This window comes from Aerococcus sp. Group 2, from assembly GCF_905125285.1.
GTDB classification, from domain to species: Bacteria; Bacillota; Bacilli; order Lactobacillales; family Aerococcaceae; genus Aerococcus; species Aerococcus urinae_E.
The window spans coordinates 190291-205347 of record NZ_CAJHPA010000003.1 but is presented as its reverse complement, the minus strand read 5'-3'; the positions used below and the strand labels follow the sequence as shown (position 1 = coordinate 205347).

At 40.7% G+C, this 15057-nt stretch carries 20 protein-coding genes and 1 CRISPR repeat array; of the genes, 2 read left to right on the top strand and 18 right to left on the bottom strand.

The genetic code is table 11. From position 1 onward, the window contains the following. Window positions 1-128 precede the first annotated feature (128 nt). From JFU01_RS05585 to JFU01_RS05575, 3 genes are all read right to left on the bottom strand, one after another. Complete coding sequence (locus tag JFU01_RS05585) at window positions 129-887, bottom strand: SDR family NAD(P)-dependent oxidoreductase (RefSeq protein ID WP_195856167.1); 759 nt, start codon at window positions 885-887, stop codon at window positions 129-131. Window positions 888-1091: 204 nt separating this feature from the next. Beyond that, window positions 1092-1361 (bottom strand): FMN-binding protein, encoded by a 270-nt coding sequence (locus JFU01_RS05580; protein WP_195856166.1) that lies wholly within the window; start codon window positions 1359-1361, stop codon window positions 1092-1094. A gap of 12 nt (window positions 1362-1373) precedes the next feature. Next, entirely contained in the window at window positions 1374-2840 is a 1467-nt protein-coding gene (locus JFU01_RS05575) for an FAD-dependent oxidoreductase (RefSeq protein ID WP_195856165.1), read from the bottom strand. A gap of 233 nt (window positions 2841-3073) precedes the next feature. On the opposite strand from JFU01_RS05575, the gene JFU01_RS05570 reads away from it, so the two are divergent. Continuing rightward, complete coding sequence (locus tag JFU01_RS05570; protein WP_195856164.1) at window positions 3074-3592, top strand: TetR/AcrR family transcriptional regulator; 519 nt, start codon at window positions 3074-3076, stop codon at window positions 3590-3592. A gap of 51 nt (window positions 3593-3643) precedes the next feature. On the opposite strand, the gene JFU01_RS05565 is transcribed toward JFU01_RS05570, so the two are convergent. From JFU01_RS05565 to JFU01_RS05525, 9 genes are all read right to left on the bottom strand, one after another. Then, the gene (locus tag JFU01_RS05565; RefSeq protein ID WP_232617432.1) at window positions 3644-4495 is read right to left on the bottom strand and encodes a CHAP domain-containing protein; all 852 of its coding nucleotides are present in this window, start codon (window positions 4493-4495) and stop codon (window positions 3644-3646) included. Further along, window positions 4470-4703 carry a phage holin gene (locus JFU01_RS05560; protein WP_195856162.1) on the bottom strand — a complete coding sequence of 78 codons (234 nt, stop codon included), beginning with the start codon at window positions 4701-4703 and terminating at the stop codon, window positions 4470-4472. Before JFU01_RS05560 ends, JFU01_RS05565 begins: the two co-directional genes overlap by 26 nt. Beyond that, entirely contained in the window at window positions 4694-4978 is a 285-nt protein-coding gene (locus JFU01_RS05555) for a hypothetical protein (RefSeq protein ID WP_195856161.1), read from the bottom strand. Before JFU01_RS05555 ends, JFU01_RS05560 begins: the two co-directional genes overlap by 10 nt. Window positions 4979-5086: 108 nt before the next feature. Next, window positions 5087-5329 (bottom strand): DUF2922 domain-containing protein, encoded by a 243-nt coding sequence (locus JFU01_RS05550; RefSeq protein WP_195856160.1) that lies wholly within the window; start codon window positions 5327-5329, stop codon window positions 5087-5089. A 31-nt stretch (window positions 5330-5360) separates the two neighbouring features. After that, on the bottom strand, window positions 5361-5558 hold the full coding sequence (locus JFU01_RS05545; protein WP_195856159.1) for a DUF1659 domain-containing protein: 198 nt from the start codon (window positions 5556-5558) through the stop codon (window positions 5361-5363). Between the two features lie 147 nt (window positions 5559-5705). Beyond that, window positions 5706-6233, bottom strand: a complete 528-nt coding sequence (locus tag JFU01_RS05540; protein ID WP_195856158.1) for a sigma-70 family RNA polymerase sigma factor — start codon at window positions 6231-6233, stop codon at window positions 5706-5708. A 68-nt stretch (window positions 6234-6301) separates the two neighbouring features. After that, window positions 6302-6460 carry a hypothetical protein gene (locus JFU01_RS05535; protein WP_195856157.1) on the bottom strand — a complete coding sequence of 53 codons (159 nt, stop codon included), beginning with the start codon at window positions 6458-6460 and terminating at the stop codon, window positions 6302-6304. Further along, a complete protein-coding gene (locus tag JFU01_RS05530) occupies window positions 6444-6884 on the bottom strand; it encodes a hypothetical protein (protein WP_195856156.1) in 441 nt (146 codons plus the stop codon). Before JFU01_RS05530 ends, JFU01_RS05535 begins: the two co-directional genes overlap by 17 nt. 91 nt (window positions 6885-6975) lie before the next feature. Beyond that, window positions 6976-7893, bottom strand: a complete 918-nt coding sequence (locus JFU01_RS05525) for a hypothetical protein (protein WP_195856155.1) — start codon at window positions 7891-7893, stop codon at window positions 6976-6978. 787 nt (window positions 7894-8680) lie between these two features. Between JFU01_RS05525 and JFU01_RS05520 the strand changes: the two genes are divergently transcribed. Beyond that, complete coding sequence (locus tag JFU01_RS05520; protein ID WP_195856154.1) at window positions 8681-9265, top strand: helix-turn-helix domain-containing protein; 585 nt, start codon at window positions 8681-8683, stop codon at window positions 9263-9265. Between the two features lie 143 nt (window positions 9266-9408). On the opposite strand, the gene JFU01_RS05515 is transcribed toward JFU01_RS05520, so the two are convergent. The 6 genes from JFU01_RS05515 to cas1 form a co-directional block, all read right to left on the bottom strand. Further along, window positions 9409-10272: a TPM domain-containing protein gene (locus JFU01_RS05515; protein WP_195856153.1), complete on the bottom strand. Its 864-nt coding sequence runs from the start codon at window positions 10270-10272 to the stop codon at window positions 9409-9411. 663 nt (window positions 10273-10935) lie between these two features. Next, window positions 10936-11028 carry a type I toxin-antitoxin system Fst family toxin gene (locus tag JFU01_RS05510; RefSeq protein ID WP_195856152.1) on the bottom strand — a complete coding sequence of 31 codons (93 nt, stop codon included), beginning with the start codon at window positions 11026-11028 and terminating at the stop codon, window positions 10936-10938. 113 nt (window positions 11029-11141) lie between these two features. Then, window positions 11142-11852 carry a hypothetical protein gene (locus tag JFU01_RS05505; RefSeq protein ID WP_195856151.1) on the bottom strand — a complete coding sequence of 237 codons (711 nt, stop codon included), beginning with the start codon at window positions 11850-11852 and terminating at the stop codon, window positions 11142-11144. A 197-nt stretch (window positions 11853-12049) separates the two neighbouring features. Then, window positions 12050-12679: a CRISPR direct-repeat array (repeat unit 36 nt; unit sequence GTTTTACTGATAGAAAATTATGGAGAGTACAAAAAC). Window positions 12680-12706: 27 nt separating this feature from the next. Then, the gene (csn2-St, locus tag JFU01_RS05500; protein ID WP_195856150.1) at window positions 12707-13756 is read right to left on the bottom strand and encodes a CRISPR-associated protein Csn2-St; all 1050 of its coding nucleotides are present in this window, start codon (window positions 13754-13756) and stop codon (window positions 12707-12709) included. Next, on the bottom strand, window positions 13753-14061 hold the full coding sequence (gene cas2 / locus JFU01_RS05495; protein WP_195856149.1) for a CRISPR-associated endonuclease Cas2: 309 nt from the start codon (window positions 14059-14061) through the stop codon (window positions 13753-13755). The genes csn2-St and cas2 overlap by 4 nt, the downstream gene beginning before the upstream one ends. Window positions 14062-14065: 4 nt before the next feature. Continuing rightward, window positions 14066-14983 (bottom strand): type II CRISPR-associated endonuclease Cas1, encoded by a 918-nt coding sequence (gene cas1 / locus JFU01_RS05490; RefSeq protein ID WP_195856148.1) that lies wholly within the window; start codon window positions 14981-14983, stop codon window positions 14066-14068. Window positions 14984-15057: the final 74 nt, after the last annotated feature.

Genomic DNA, 15057 nt, shown 5'->3' with positions numbered 1-15057 from the left:
AAATCCAGAAAATAAATTACATATTAATACAAAACAATATGTATTAATTTGACTTGCATAATACAAACAAAAAAGCTAGCAGAGCCTTTATCAAGCCCTGCTAGCATTCATCCTTACTATTCAACAGACTAAATCGCCGTCCAGCCGCCGTCAACGCCAACAATTTGCCCAGTTACATAGGTGGACTCATCAGCGGCTAAAAAGACCACAGCACTAGCTAATTCGCCCGGTTTACCTGGACGTTTCATCGGTGTTCTCAGTTCGATGAAGTCACTCATGGCTTCCATGGCTTCAGGGTTATTGGCTTCAGACGCGAAGAAACCTGGGGCGATGGCATTGACCGTTACACCAGTAGTGGCCCATTCCGTTGCCGCTGCCCGCGTAAAGTTGACCACCGCACCCTTGGCGGAAGCATAATCAATAATAGGCAGTTCTGGCAGACCACCAAAACCGAGGATTGATGCTACATTGATCACCCGTCCGTAGCCATTTTCGACCATCTTGGCCCCAAATTCACGGGTCATATACATCATCCCGTCCACGTCTAAGTTAAAAGTCTTGTGCCAAGCTTCATCGGTAATTTCAGCTAGCGGCGCATTATTTCCGCCACCAGCGTTATTGACTAAGATATCTACCTTACCGAACTTATCTAAGATAGCTTGGTGGGTTTCCTTGATGGATTCAGGGTCGGTCACATCGGTTGAAATCGGAAAGACTTCGGATCCGGTTTTTTCTTCAATTTCTTTGGCCGCTTCATCAAGGACTTCTTGGCGGCGGGATAAGATCGCTACCTTAGCCCCTTGACCAGCTAGGGCGGTAGCAAATTGCTTACCAATACCGGTCCCGCCTCCAGTCACTACAGCCACACGATTGGATAAATCAAACATTTACATTCCTCCATTCAAATATTCAGTAATATATTCATTATAAAGAAAACTCTTTCAGAAAGCGATTTCTATCGTTTGTCCATTCGCTTGAAACGAACTCGAACAAGAATATTTATAACCTTTATGTAATAAATAAGTGCCTAAAAAGTAGCTTTAACCCTTCTAGGCACCAAAGAAAAATATTTATTCTTGTTGTAAGACATTCTATTTTTTCGCTTCTGTTAAAGCTTCCGTCACTGCTGATATAACGGCATTTGAAGTCACTGTAGCACCAGAAACAGTATCAATCTCTACAGACTGTTCTTGAATGATTACTTTAGGAATTCTTTCTAAAGCAATATCACCGATCCCAGGAGTTTCATCAGCTTTAATAATTTTAATATTTTCAATTTTATTATTATTAACGATTACTTCTAAAGTTATATCATTCATTTGACCTTTTGCAGAAGCCTCATAAGATCCATTTTTTAACATTTAAACACCTCATTATAAAGAATCGATATATTGTTTAGCTCTCTTCACAGCAGTCCGCCCTGAGTTAACATTATGGGCACAGGCTGATCCACCAACATTGATTGTATAAACGTCATGATATTGCATAGCAGTATCCATCCCTGCTACGTATAAGCCAGGAATTGGATCATATTGGTCATCAATGACTTCAAACCACTTATTACTACCAATCCCTCCAATACCGACGATATAGTTAAAGTCTAAACGTGCAATATAATATGGCCCCCCATTGATTGGTATTAACTTATCTGTTTCTTTACCGAAATCAATATCTTTTCCTTCTTCAGCCATCTCGTTATAATGTTCGACCGTTTTTAAGAATTCTTCCTTAGGCAAGCCAACTTTTTCTGCTAACTCTTCAAAGGTATCCGCTTTATATAAAGAATTCCCTTTATTTTCTTCTACAGCTTTTTCTAAAACTTCTTTAGCGTTTTCAATATCTTTAGTAAAGTCATCATATATTTCTTGATTAAAAATCATGTAAGCTACTTTATTACTGTTAATTGCTAGTGACTGTAACATAATATTTGTTTGACGAATATTCTCATTAACAAAACGATCTCCATCTTGGTTTACCCACAAGAAAGGCCCTCCTGCAGGTAGCCCCATCATTCCATTCAATTCATCATAGTGTGGGTAAACACCTTCATATGGTAAAGCTTGGATATAATTCACAATTAACTGACAGGAGTTGGTAATGGTATCCATAGCGCCTGCGCTCATAGCTAATTTATAGCCATCCCCTTTAACGCTAGGCATACCTGTTAATACCGTATTTTCTAACTTCCAGCCCGCACGATGAACTAAGTCTTTATCGCCGCCAATACCACCAGTAGCTAAGATGACAGCCTTAGCATTGATTTGAATGTTTTTATTCTTGGACTTCGAATAGACACCAACAATTTTTCCGTTTTCTTCAATGAGGTCAGTGACTGGAGTTTCTAATAGAAATTTAACCCCTAATTCCTCTGCCTTTTTCTTCATTTGAGGAACATAACCCTTGGAGGCAACTCCGCCTTTAAACCAGTGGAAAGTTGGCGCTACACATGTTCCATGATAGTCATCTACCTTGTCGTATTCCACTCCCTGATCAAGGCACCACTGCACATTTTCTGCTGAGTTATAAATTAAATCTAACCATAAAGAACCGTTTGGTGTATATTGGGCTTGCTGGTGTTCGTAGCCAATCAATTCGACTGGATCTAAATGGATACCTGCTTCTTCTTGCATAACTGAATCCACACCGAGCATCCCCTCAACGCCCATTCCATTTCCACCACAGTAAGCATTAGATTCTACTAAAAGAACTTCTATACCTTCTTGATGGCCAGCTTCTACAGCGGCAGCTAAACCAGATATCCCACCACCTACTACCAAAATATCTGTTTCATAGGTCTCATCGATCGCTTGATGCTTATCATTCATCACTTTAGTGTCCATATATATACCTCCTAAAATAACTATTTGCCATTCTTATTTTCATAAGCACTTTGAGCAGCCCGTCGTCCAATATATCTATGATCTTCTAAATACCTTCATAACATTCTTCTTTATAGATATAATGATAATATAAGCACAAAAAGTGTAAAGCTTCACATGGTTTCAGATGTTACAAATATGAACATTTCGCCTTAAATGTTCAATCACAAATAAATTAAATGGGGTTGATTACGATGAAAACGCGTCTCTATATTTTTAACCGCTTTGAAGATTACTTGGATGACAATTGCAAAGACGCTACAGTAAAATCTTTTTGTGAATTTTCTAACATATCGCGAACAACATTTTACCGCTTTTTTCAGAATATCGATGACTTAGTCATTTCTTTTTATCAATACCATGCTGATAAAATTCTTCTAAATTCAAAAAATAAAACATATTATGAAATTATGTATTTACACGGGGAATTATTATTAAAAGATAAATATCGCTCTATGATTTTAAATTATTACAAACACAATCCTAATGAATTTCTTAGATATGTATCGGATAATTTCTTTTCCTTGAGTAAGAAGTACTATTATAATCATCATGATGAAAAATTAAGTGATACTCAGTTATTTGCTCTTAAAATCTATGTTAAAGGTGCAGCCTATATTATTTTGGAAATACTGTTAGATGACTTAGATTATCAATTAGAGGATTTCAACATTAAATTAGATACAGTAAAACCCTCTTTCTTAAATATATAAGCAAACAAAAAAAGCAGCCCCCACCAGGCTGCTTTCACCATCTCTATTCTCCTATTCACTCACATCCTGGCTCAACAACCAACCAATCGCAATCCCCCGGTTACTCAACAAATAGGCCCAGTCACTTTGCGGGTGGTTGATCTCTTTTCGCTCCATCACGACAAAGACCTGTCCCTTGACCCAGTCCGCTATCCGCTGACCCGTTTGCCAGTGCGTTGCCCAGTCAGCGACCCGCACCGAAGCTCCTACTGCCAGCGGCTCAACATCCATTTCGCCACGATCACGCCCTGCCACAAGTTCATTAACCCGGTCCTGAACCAGCTTTGCGTCATAACCAGCCGCCTTTAAACGCCGCACCCGGTCAGCTCCATTGCCCCACTTGCGGTCCAGGACTTCACGCGCTAGTTGGTCCACGGTCTTCTCCCTTCGCTTGGCCTGACTGCCGTACTTAGGTCGGGCATAGCCCTTGATCCGCCAATCATTCCAGGCAAAGCGGTTGCGGGCAACCCGGCGGCTGGCATTGCCCTCAATGGTGGTAATGGTCGACCCCGTCACCGCCTCAACAAAGCCAATGTGGTCAGCAAAACCGCCCCCGTCCCAGTCAAAGCAGATAATGTCCCCAGCCTGGGGGAAAACCCGGCCCAGCCAGATCCCTAAACCAGCAAAAACATGGATATGGCGTTGGACCCCGCACTCCCGGCCGATCAAGTCCGAAGCGCCCACTTCATCAGCCACAGCGGTCACAAAAATATCACACCAGTCATCACTATACTTAGCCACATAGCCCACAGGCCGGGGCCAGACCCGGTTATAGCGGTCGACCATGGCCCGATGAGCCACCGACCCCATAGTCATGCCCAGGTACTTTTGCGCCGTTTTAAGCACTTGTTGGGCGGTAACCATAGCTCCCACCTCCCTTGTGGTAGTCTTCACTGGAAAACTGCAAGAGCGACCCTAAAAAGACCGCCAGTAAATTCAAGGTCACGACCGCTAAATCGGTCCCCACAAAGCCATAAGCCTCGCCCAAGCCCTTCACTAAGACGCTAAGAGCTGGCATAAAGACCAAGGCCAGCCACTTGAGCCGGTCATAGGTCTGATTACTTAAACGCATTCCTCACTCATCTCCTTTAACCAATCCACTAAATGATTCAACTTCTTATCCACAGCTTGGAAGCGAAAGGCGGTCTCCATTAGTGTGTTTTCCGCCACTTGGATCCGGTCACTGAGACTCTTCTGCTGGTCTTTTTGCTGGTTCAACTCCGAAGCCATCACGTCCAGGCGGGTAATCAGGCGCTGGATGGCAGTAATTAACTGGATAATCTTACTGACCAGGGTGATAATGGCCACAAAAGCGCTAGCCAGTCCGCCCATTTCAATCGCTGTCATGCCCTCCACTCCTTTCTCCTCGTTTTATATCCTTTTTGTCATCTCATTTTCAGTTATTTCTCATAAAAAAAGCCCCGCTAGGCAGGGCTTGGGAGGTCAATCCCTAACTTAAGCTTCGACTTGGTAAATATCGGTCACGGTCCGGCGAACATAGCGGGCGCCAGTGGCTTGGGCATAGGGATCAAAGCCGTCTTCATTGGCGAAGATATCAGCGTCCACAATGGCAGCGAGCGCCGCTTGAGCCACTTCAGCAGAAACATCTTCCTTGGGTTCTTTAATGGTTACTTTCTTGGTTTTGCCCTCTTCAGTCTTGAACAAGAGCTCTAAATTGAAATTTTCTTGGCTTGGCATCATTTTTCCTCCTTACTTTGACGACGATTTATTAAACATAGACATGGCGGCAGACGGTTTCCACTTCCGTCACCGGATCCTTAGTCAAACTCCCCACCGCGTCACGGACGGCGTAGATGGCTTCAATGGCAGGTTTTTCCACTAGGTCATTGAAGGTGGTCTTAATTTCCTTGTCGGTCTCAAAGTTGGTCACCTTGACCACTAACTTGTTATCGATAAATTCTTGCATTCCAATCACTCCTTTTTTCTATTAGTAGCTAGCTACACCCTATAGACGAATTGAGACGGACCAAGTGTTACCTCAAAAGCGAATTTTTTAACTTGCACTAAAAAAGCCCACCCCAGGGTGAGCTCATCAACATTCTTCATTTAAAACTTATTCTTCCAGTAATCCCTTCAAGGGTTGGAGTTTCTCAACCAAGCGCTGCTTCCAAGCATAGATCGTTTTCCTAGCCACGCCAAAACTTTGGGCGATATCAGTAATGGAAAAGTCGGGTTCCGCCAAGGCTAGGGTTAGCTGGTAGTCACGGTCTGACAGGATTTCTTGGGCAGCTTCGAGGAAGTTTGTGGCGCCCAGTTCAAAATCCGCCGCTTCTTCGGAATCAGTTAAGAAATCCTGGTTCTCAGACAGAGTTAGTTGGGGCAGACGGCTGGTCTGGCGCAAGAGGTCCAGTAAGCACCAGCGCAAGTAGCGGCCGGCATAGGCCACAAAGCGGTAGCGGTCTTCACCCAAGGGCTGGCCTTGGAAGCGCTCAGCCACATCTAGAAGCTTGAGCCGTAATTCTTGGGCATAGTCCTGGTAGTCGCCGTGACACTTCCTAATATTTAAGTCGGCCAGGGTTTTATGGATCAGGGCTTCAAATTCACGCAACAAGCGGTCGGCATATAATTTGTCTAGTCTCATGCTGTCTTCCTTTCTTGCTTACTATCACCGGCACCATCACACCATTGAGGGACGCGACTTTCCCTCTTTTAATCCTTAACGCTTTCATAGAGGGCCATCACCAAAACCGCTAAAGTCGCGCAGAGGAGCAAGGGAACGATCATCCCAAAAGAGACCAGAAAGCCCCGTAATTGAAAAAGTAAAATCGCTAAAACCGCCACGATAAAATCCTTAACCCATTGCCGCATAATCCATCTCCTCCGTATTCAATAAGTCAGCCACCCGCCAAATCAAACATTGTCCCAACTCAAGACCCAAGCCTTCCGCTTCCTGCCATAAGTGGGCCACTAAATCACTTAAAGCCGGCGTCAAATCCCGGTCAAAACTCACATCCAAGGCCAAAGCGGTAAAAGCTTGTTCAAGAGCAGGTAGGTCTTCTCGGCCTTTTCCGCTTAAGTCTCCCACCCGGGCATAGGAGTCCGCCATCATCACTAGGGCAATATAGGCATCCGCCAGTGCTGCCTCAACTTGACGGGAATCTTGATTCTTAGCCTGGTCCAAGAGGGCGAACTTGGTCAAGACCAAGACACAGTGGTCGTAAGCATCCAACAAATCGAAACCATAGAGACGGTTGTAGTGTTCAATTAAATGTAAGCTGTTTGTTAATGTCATGGTTACTCCTTCTATTTAATTTTATCCATTGGCATTGAGAAACTAGGTGAACTCTGTCGGTTTGAAACTGTCCGTTCCACTAGGACTTTGATCACTTGACCTGGCTCTTAAACCAAGCTGGAACAATCTCCTGGTAGCCCGTCTTTTTAGGGAACTTGGTCTTTTTGACTTCTTCACTAGCAGGGGGTAAGTCTTCAAATCGGTAAATGTGGTCCTTATCCCAGCGCTCGAGAATTTTGAAGTAATAAGACAAGGGGTGCTTGGCCTCCTTAGCCCGGTAGAGCGCTTCTTCCAAGAGCTTGCCTTCAAAGAGCAGACAATAGGCCTTTAACTTCTCCTGGTCCGCCTCAGGCATTTCTTCGTTAAAGAGAATCTGGTAGCGATTCGTGATCCGGTCTATCACCTGATTTTCATAGTCGTCTTGGTAGGGCGTCCTTGGGAGTTTCGGAGGCAGTGACGACTCGCCAGCCGACTCTTCATTGTGTTTTTCATCCCCATCCTCTTTATCACTCTCAGTCGCTTTGTCTTTCTCATCGTCCCCCGCCACATAGCGGCGTTTTTTGATCTCCTTGACGAAGAGTTGCATAATGGCCTGGTCCACCCGCCGGCTCGACTTCAACCAAAAGTCGCGCATGGCTGCAAAGGTGGATTCAATCAGGTCGGTGTCTTGAACCAGAGACAATTCCTTCTCCAACAAATCCATCACGGGCCGCCCGCCGACAAAGATGGAATAAGATAGGGAATGTAAGAGGGTCACTTCCTGGTGGGTATTGGAATAGGCAATCTTCTTAAAGTCCTGACTAAAACGCTCCAGCAGCCTGTCGATCTGGTCCAGACTCAAGCCCGTCTCAAAGGCAATCAGCCGCTTGGGCAAACTATAAATCCCCACCTGACTACACTTGGGATTGGTCATCAAGTACAAGGCAAAATAACGTTCCTCCTGGCTATAATGGTCCAAGGCTTCCAGCGACCGCCAAAAGCTCGTCGGCACCACACGTCTTACAGTCATCATAACCTCCTTGTGATTGTATCTTTTTAACTTGTTGTTAACTGAGTCAGAAAATTTCCACGCAAAAAGAAGGGCTTAAGGTCTTAGTCTTAGGTCCTAAAATTCTGACTAGGAATGTTCTGCTTAACACTTGTTTCAACGACTATGCATAAAGTGACAGTTTCTGTCGTCTTATTCTTATCCTTGGTGGATTTTTGTGATCAATTCCTCCCTCCTTTTTCTAGGCAGCAAGCCCCGGTCTGCCACCCTTGAAAAGAGTTAAATTTCTCTTTTCGTTTTTAAAGATATTATATACAATTTGAAAAAGCAAGGGATTTTATATAATTTTGCATAAATTCTATTTATATTATATATTCATATTTCGACAATTTATAGAGTGTGACAAAAGTAACCAGAGCCCTGAAACACTGGAATAAACGAAGGAAAGGCTTGTATGAGCCTCTTCCTGCGTTTATGAAGTGGACGTCAGGGCTTACTTTTGGAACACGTTTTTAAATACTACACTGAGTAGAATAATTTCTAAAATTACTACTTAAGGTAGAATAATTTTCTAACCTTTTTCACTTCTTAAACAGAGAGTATTTCGGCTTATGTTTGTGATATTTATCTCATTTTTTGTCAAAAGTATACACCTGGGAAGTATTTCCGTCGCTTTTTCGGTATAATATATGAAAGTTAAAAATACGCTTTCAAGAACTCGACTGTTTCATGACTTTGGCAAAAGTGACTACACTTTTCAAAGTGAGAAAACTCTCATGATCAGTCAGTAAAACAAGGAGGAATTACCATGCCTACCCTCGCCCAACGCCTCAAATCCGCCCGTGAAGCGGCCGGACTGACTATCGAAGCCGTCAGTGAAAAAATCGGCAAGTCGGTCTCAACCGTCTGGCGCTACGAACAAGGCAAGTCTGAAGTCAACCAAGAAACCCTGACCAAGTTAGCCAATCTCTATGGGGTCTCCGAACTCCACTTGCGGGGCTTTTCCGACATGAAGAGCGCCGATGTTATTGAGGTGCCGGTCTATAAGAAATACAAAAAAGGCAAGCTCAAAGCTGCTAAGAAAAAGCATTTTTTCGAACTTGCCTCTATGGGGCTGCCTAATGAGGAAATCTTTGCGGTCAAAATCAATAATCCCGCTATCCAGTCCCTGCTCAGTAAAAAGGACTACGCCCTGGTCGACCCCCTAGCCAAGATCAAGGAAGGCGACATCTTGTGTCTGGCCGATAAGGATTCCGGTCAATTGAAGTTAGCCCGCTACCAAATCTACCAAGACCTGCCCCTCTATCTGCCGCTAGGAGCTAAAAATGAAGTCAAAAATAGCGAAGACTTTGAAGTTCTCGGTAGGGTCTTCGCCCACCTCGGTCGGGTATAAAAAACACCGTTCCCACTGTATGTGATGCAGGAGAACGGTGTTTTTGTGTGGTTTCGTTTTTTATAGGGTGATGGTTTCTGAGAAGTAAGTAATAAAAGACTCATTTTATCTACTATAAGATAAGTGCTTTTCAGGAAATCCGCCTATTTCTCATCCCAATGAAAGAGTTTGGAGATGAATTTAGCCAAAGCCAGAAATCCAGTTGCAAAAAAGAAGCAGACGACAGAAACAACCACTAGGGCCAGTAAGGTACAGATGGTAAAAAAGAAAGCTCTGCCCAACTGGAGGTAGAGGGGCTGGGGATTTCTTAAGGTTTGGGACTCAGCTTGTTTGAGGTCTGCCTGCATGAGATTGCTGTTGATCTTACTTTGGTTAGCGGGATCCTGGGCAGCTTCTTCGTAGGTCTGGGTCAGTGACTCGGGAACTTCCAGCTGGTGGGCTTGGTAGATTTGCCGAGCCAGGGTATTAAAGGAATCAAAGGCTGCCTGGTCATAGTTATTTTGATTATAATAAATATCATCATCATAGTGCTCGACCACTTCTTCAGTCGTTTCGTTAGTCAGCTCGTCTTTTAAGCCCCCACCAATTTCCAAGTGCATATAAGGGTTATCAACACTAGTTTCTCTGGGGTAAGAGACATCCGTTTTAAAAAGGAGGAGAGCCCATTCATTTTCAGGCTTGTCAGTCATCCCCCATTTATCCGCCAGGGTCTGGCTATACTTGGAACGATTGAACCTTTCAGTCCATGGTAAAACAGCCACCGCGAGCTTGGCCTGAGTTAATTGGTCCAACTTGTAGCCCTCACTCATGATGTGCTGGGTGGTGAAATCATTCAAACGCTGGCTATAATCCGACACGTAATACTCTTGGCTGGCAGCAGGAAAATCCGGTTGCCGGTAAGTCCGATTGAGAAAATAATACATGGCAGTAAGTACTAACAAAACCATAAAAAGGGAAAAATTACCAAAGCAACCCGACCGTTTAGAACTCTTCTTCTCATCTTCCATATTTCTGCCCTCGCCTAGTGCTTTTTGTTTTATTATAACCGATTTTAGGGTTAATCGCCTTTTCTTTAACTTTGTATTAGAAAAATTTTAGATGAGGAATTTGACTAGGAAGGATTTATAAATTGATCGCTGCATTATTGGATCATCAAGCATTAACTACAAAATAGACTATAGTCTTGGTGCCACTAAATGGAGACCTAATGTTATGTTTCAATTCTTTAGTAAACCTAGCTTTGATAATATCGTGTCTAAAAAATTTATTTACGAGGATTTAAAAATAGAACCCTAATTTATTCAACACGACTTAAAATTTGTCATTATTTCTGAAAAAGATTCCATTTCTGAAAGAAATAAAAAAGCAGCTAAGGAAGCTGATATAGAAATTATTCCATTTAGCCAGCAAAGTGAAATACTCGCCCTCAAATAAAGTAAACCCCTCTGCTATTGATAGGGAATTAAAGACTGACCAGTATACTAATAAACCTTCGCCATAAAGAAATAAGCTAGATATTGGTAAATTCCAACATACATGCTATACTAAAAATGTGGAGCGAAGGAGTTCGTTCATAACTAAACACAACACCCCTAGAAGTTAGTGGCTTCTAGGGGTGTTTTTTTCGTCCAGAGGTGGGTATGGACGTGTGTGGCTAATGGGCTAATTAATTATTGCTTCTTGTTTAGCCACCAAGAAAATAGCTCAATAGCTATTCCCACAAGTAGTGGCGCAATAATCAGCGCAAGGAGTTCGTTTAACATAACTAACACCTCCCTTCTCGGGAGTTAGCCCTTACAAAAATCCTAACATAAGATTAAAATAAAACCGAGTTCAGTGCTAAAATAAAAATAGTTGACCATTTTTAACTAAAAAATTAAATATTTCTTATCCATTGTTCAACATCGACTTCGATTGTTACCACAGAATCTGAGGATCCCATAGGAACATAGTCCACTTGAATAGTTTCAGGCTTTTCTTCAGGATTATCATAATAGAAATATACTTGTGAATCAGCTGAGCGACCTTGTCCTACTTCATCTTGACCATTTTGCTGACTAATTCTTTCTAAACCATGGCCATCTTCATCATACACTTGTAATTCATGAGTAGAAACTCTGAAATTTTCTGGTAAATCATAGTTTTTATATGATAAATCAATCATAACAATTCGTGAACTATCTACAAAGTCCGATCCATGCATGTAACTAGGTAATTTATTTGGATCTGCAGAGGCAGAATTAATTGTAATGGATACATTATTATTCCCATCTGTAAGCATAACTTCTTCACCTGCAGAATAAATCTGTTTATTTGCTTGAGATGAGTCCTGTGAGGAATTATTCTCTTGTGCTTCCGTATTCGATGAGGATTCGCTCGGAATACTTTCTTCTGAAGCCATATTTTCTTGTGAATTATCTGCCGGATGAGAAACAGGATACATTGGTATAAATAGCAATAGTACCAGAGCAAAAATTACCCACAGATACCATTTTTTATACCAAGGTTTTACCTCAACAGTTTCATATACTTTTCCATCATCACCAACATATTGATTATCTTTTAAATTTTTATTTTCATCGGCCATACTATCTCTCCTTCCATAATATAAACATCCTATCACAGAAGTGACCGAATAATCTATAAATAAACAATTTATTTATATTAATCAATTTTAAAGTTTAGTTTTTAAAGTTGAGTTATTCTTAGTATTATAATAGAAAATCAATGAGGTTTTATGGAGTGTACAAAAACCATCTGTCCCCTTGATAAGTGACCAGCTATGTTTTACTGATAGAAAATTATGGAGAGTACAAAAACTGGCCGTATTAGGCGATGATAAGCAAGTTCGTTTTACTGATAGAAAATTATAGAGAGTACAAAAACGACTATAATAATTATTTTGGGATCAAAGGTGTTTTACTGATAGAAAATTATGGAGAGTACAAAAACTAGACCTATAAACAAAAAAACGCCCCCAGAGTTTTACTGATAGAAAATTATGGAGAGTACAAAAACTGGTAGCCTTCGACAGTTGCTAGAATCTGAGTTTTACTGATAGAAAATTATGGAGAGTACAAAAACTTGGACACTGGATGGATGATATATAGCGCTGTTTTACTGATAGAAAATTATGGAGAGTACAAAAACAGGATGGGTTAATACCCTATGATGAGCTAGGTTTTACTGATAGAAAATTATGGAGAGTACAAAAACAAGGAGGCGCCCCTTCCAGCACCACTCTCGGTTTTACTGATAGAAAATTATGGAGAGTACAAAAACTATAGACAGTATCTCTATTCACATTCAGAAGTTTTACTGATAGAAAATTATGGAGAGTACAAAAACCATACGTCTGATTCGACATTTTAAAGTTCAGTTTTACTGATAGAAAATTATGGAGAGTACAAAAACCTCAAATTGATTTGCGATAAAATTGCATTAATTCGAGCTCTTGTACGTTAGATAAGCCCTTTCAGCTTGAGATAAGTCATCAATCGACGTCTCGATATGGCTAGTATCTCCTAAAAGATCCTTAACTACGTACAATAATATCATATCCTTAGGACTTATACTAATATCCGTAGCAATACTATGTCCAAGATACTTACATATGCGATAGAATCTTTGCTGCAACTCTTCCTCAGTTATAGTCAGTGAATCGGGATAATGTCTAGCAATAGATTCTTTAAACAAATTAAATTCCGGCATCTGCTGCACATCATCCGCCACAACAATCGTTTTTGCTGTGTCAATAACAAAACGTTGATTGAGATCGCCATCATCAAAAATAATCAACTTCAGCAGATGAGTTTCCTCAGCAAGCTGTAATAACTGCTTGATGAATTCTGTTGATTCATAACTGACTGCTCGAAATGGCTCTAAATCTAACAAAATAATTACCAACTGGGCACTTTCTTCAATATGCATGCGTAATAAGTTCACAATATCTTGGTAGGCGATATCTAATGTTAAGGATTCTAGGGGAACTTCTTCTCCAGCATGCTCATAGGTAAAGGTCACAAAATTTTTCAGCAAAGTAGCCATTTCAAGATGTTGTACACCAATATCAATATTTCTTATTAAATTACTACTCAAATCATTCATTATTACTTCTAGTCGTAACAATTCATCATTAATTTTACTTATTTGATGATTAATTTCATAATTTTGATGCAATCTCATTAACTTATCATAAAATAAGCTTCCTTTCTTTAGAGAGTAAAATTTTTCTAAAGAAGAATATTGCGTTATTGGCACATACAAAACGTCTTTGGCCTTCACTTCCTTCCCATCGATACTAAGAATGGCATCATGGCCATAGTAATTAAATTCCATATCTGACAGAGATTTACCTTGAAACATTTTCTCCATGGCAAAAATAAGTTCACGTTTCAAATGATAAGTATTGCCAATAATTACAACGTAATCATCTATTTCAAATTCTAGAAAATGATCAAGTCGGTATCCAATCCTAAAAGTCTGCATCATATAATCACCAATCTTTTGCTTCCAACTACTTCTTCTTGACGACTTTTACTACCGGTTAAGAGAAGCATTTCTTCATACTGTCTCTCCGTCACATAAAGCAAGCGAATATTCCCATTAATTGGTGCATATCGCTTCAGAATCGATTCATACTTTTTCAAGGCACTTCGATTGGGAAGGGCTCGACTATAAACTGAATATTGGATCATTTGAAAGCCATTTTCGATGAGCGCCTTTCTAAATATGCGATAAGCTTTCTTTTCATGGCTTGTTTCAACCGGCAAATCAAACATACAAATTAATTGCATATGCTCATACCTCATTTGCTTCACACTCCATAAACTCTACAACCTTAATTTTTAGAAGTACATCAGGATTTTCTTCTTCCATAGCTTTGATGAATGAATTAACATAATCAGCCATAATATTATAAATACGCTGAGTGCGACCATTGATTTTCATAGATAAATTAAGAAAGTTAATCAATTGTAATCGCTTTTCATAGGTCAAAAAATTATCACCATCATGCACTGATAAATGGATGTACCAATCCATTATTGGACGGAAAGGTTCCATTAAATCATCGACCAAGTTAAAAGCATTGTATTCTCCTTTATGAAATATTCCCAATGCCGGATGCAGACCAGAAGCCGCAATATCCTTGGCAATCTGGGACCGTATAATGGCATAACCATAATCCATGTAGGCATTTTCGATGTAATCATCTTTACGTGAGAAATCTACTCCATAAATGGCATTAAAGTATAATTTTGCTGCATGCCCTTCTCGATTCGTTGAATCTCCAATTTGTACCTCTTGAGATAATTGTGATATTTTATTGAGCCGATGAATATCATCGCTGAGTTGACTTGCTACTTCAAACTGATTTTCTATTTTCATGCGAACAATTTTTTGCCAAACTATATCTTTAATTTCTTGCTTCCAAGCCGCTTGTTTTTGTAATCGTTTAGAAGCACGGTGATACTGTCCAATTTCTAAAAATATACCAGTAGGCATATGTTTATGGTCACAAATAATTACTGGAATATGATATTTGGTCAATCGAGCCAACAAACGTGTCGTTATAACAGTGTCATGTCCTTCAAGAATAATCGATTGGATATCATCCAGTGGTATGACATACTTATCACCTTTTTTCCTAATATAAAGATTATCTAATTGTAAGCTCAGCTTATCTCCATCTTTGACAAAAACCGTACGAAATCCCATCACTATCTCCCCTAAAAAAATATATAAAAAACCACCTGAACAAAGCAGGTGGTGAATTCGGCACAAAGCCTTAT

Bases quoted from the DNA above. Each gene is read 5' to 3' on its own strand.
- JFU01_RS05580 (WP_195856166.1), bottom strand. From the start codon at position 1,361: ATGTTAAAAAATGGATCTTATGAGGCTTCTGCAAAAGGTCAAATGAAT.
- JFU01_RS05530 (WP_195856156.1), bottom strand. From the start codon at position 6,884: ATGACATTAACAAACAGCTTACATTTAATTGAACACTACAACCGTCTC.
- cas1 (WP_195856148.1), bottom strand. From the start codon at position 14,983: ATGGGATTTCGTACGGTTTTTGTCAAAGATGGAGATAAGCTGAGCTTA.
- JFU01_RS05575 (WP_195856165.1), bottom strand. From the start codon at position 2,840: ATGGACACTAAAGTGATGAATGATAAGCATCAAGCGATCGATGAGACC.
- JFU01_RS05510 (WP_195856152.1), bottom strand. From the start codon at position 11,028: ATGTTAAACGAACTCCTTGCGCTGATTATTGCGCCACTACTTGTGGGA.
- JFU01_RS05525 (WP_195856155.1), bottom strand. From the start codon at position 7,893: ATGACTGTAAGACGTGTGGTGCCGACGAGCTTTTGGCGGTCGCTGGAA.
- JFU01_RS05565 (WP_232617432.1), bottom strand. From the start codon at position 4,495: ATGGTTACCGCCCAACAAGTGCTTAAAACGGCGCAAAAGTACCTGGGC.
- JFU01_RS05515 (WP_195856153.1), bottom strand. From the start codon at position 10,272: ATGGAAGATGAGAAGAAGAGTTCTAAACGGTCGGGTTGCTTTGGTAAT.
- JFU01_RS05585 (WP_195856167.1), bottom strand. From the start codon at position 887: ATGTTTGATTTATCCAATCGTGTGGCTGTAGTGACTGGAGGCGGGACC.
- JFU01_RS05550 (WP_195856160.1), bottom strand. From the start codon at position 5,329: ATGCCAAGCCAAGAAAATTTCAATTTAGAGCTCTTGTTCAAGACTGAA.
- JFU01_RS05540 (WP_195856158.1), bottom strand. From the start codon at position 6,233: ATGAGACTAGACAAATTATATGCCGACCGCTTGTTGCGTGAATTTGAA.
- JFU01_RS05505 (WP_195856151.1), bottom strand. From the start codon at position 11,852: ATGGCCGATGAAAATAAAAATTTAAAAGATAATCAATATGTTGGTGAT.
- JFU01_RS05555 (WP_195856161.1), bottom strand. From the start codon at position 4,978: ATGACAGCGATTGAAATGGGCGGACTGGCTAGCGCTTTTGTGGCCATT.
- JFU01_RS05570 (WP_195856164.1), top strand. From the start codon at position 3,074: ATGAAAACGCGTCTCTATATTTTTAACCGCTTTGAAGATTACTTGGAT.
- JFU01_RS05535 (WP_195856157.1), bottom strand. From the start codon at position 6,460: ATGCGGCAATGGGTTAAGGATTTTATCGTGGCGGTTTTAGCGATTTTA.
- JFU01_RS05520 (WP_195856154.1), top strand. From the start codon at position 8,681: ATGCCTACCCTCGCCCAACGCCTCAAATCCGCCCGTGAAGCGGCCGGA.
- cas2 (WP_195856149.1), bottom strand. From the start codon at position 14,061: ATGCAATTAATTTGTATGTTTGATTTGCCGGTTGAAACAAGCCATGAA.
- JFU01_RS05560 (WP_195856162.1), bottom strand. From the start codon at position 4,703: ATGCGTTTAAGTAATCAGACCTATGACCGGCTCAAGTGGCTGGCCTTG.
- JFU01_RS05545 (WP_195856159.1), bottom strand. From the start codon at position 5,558: ATGCAAGAATTTATCGATAACAAGTTAGTGGTCAAGGTGACCAACTTT.
- csn2-St (WP_195856150.1), bottom strand. From the start codon at position 13,756: ATGATGCAGACTTTTAGGATTGGATACCGACTTGATCATTTTCTAGAA.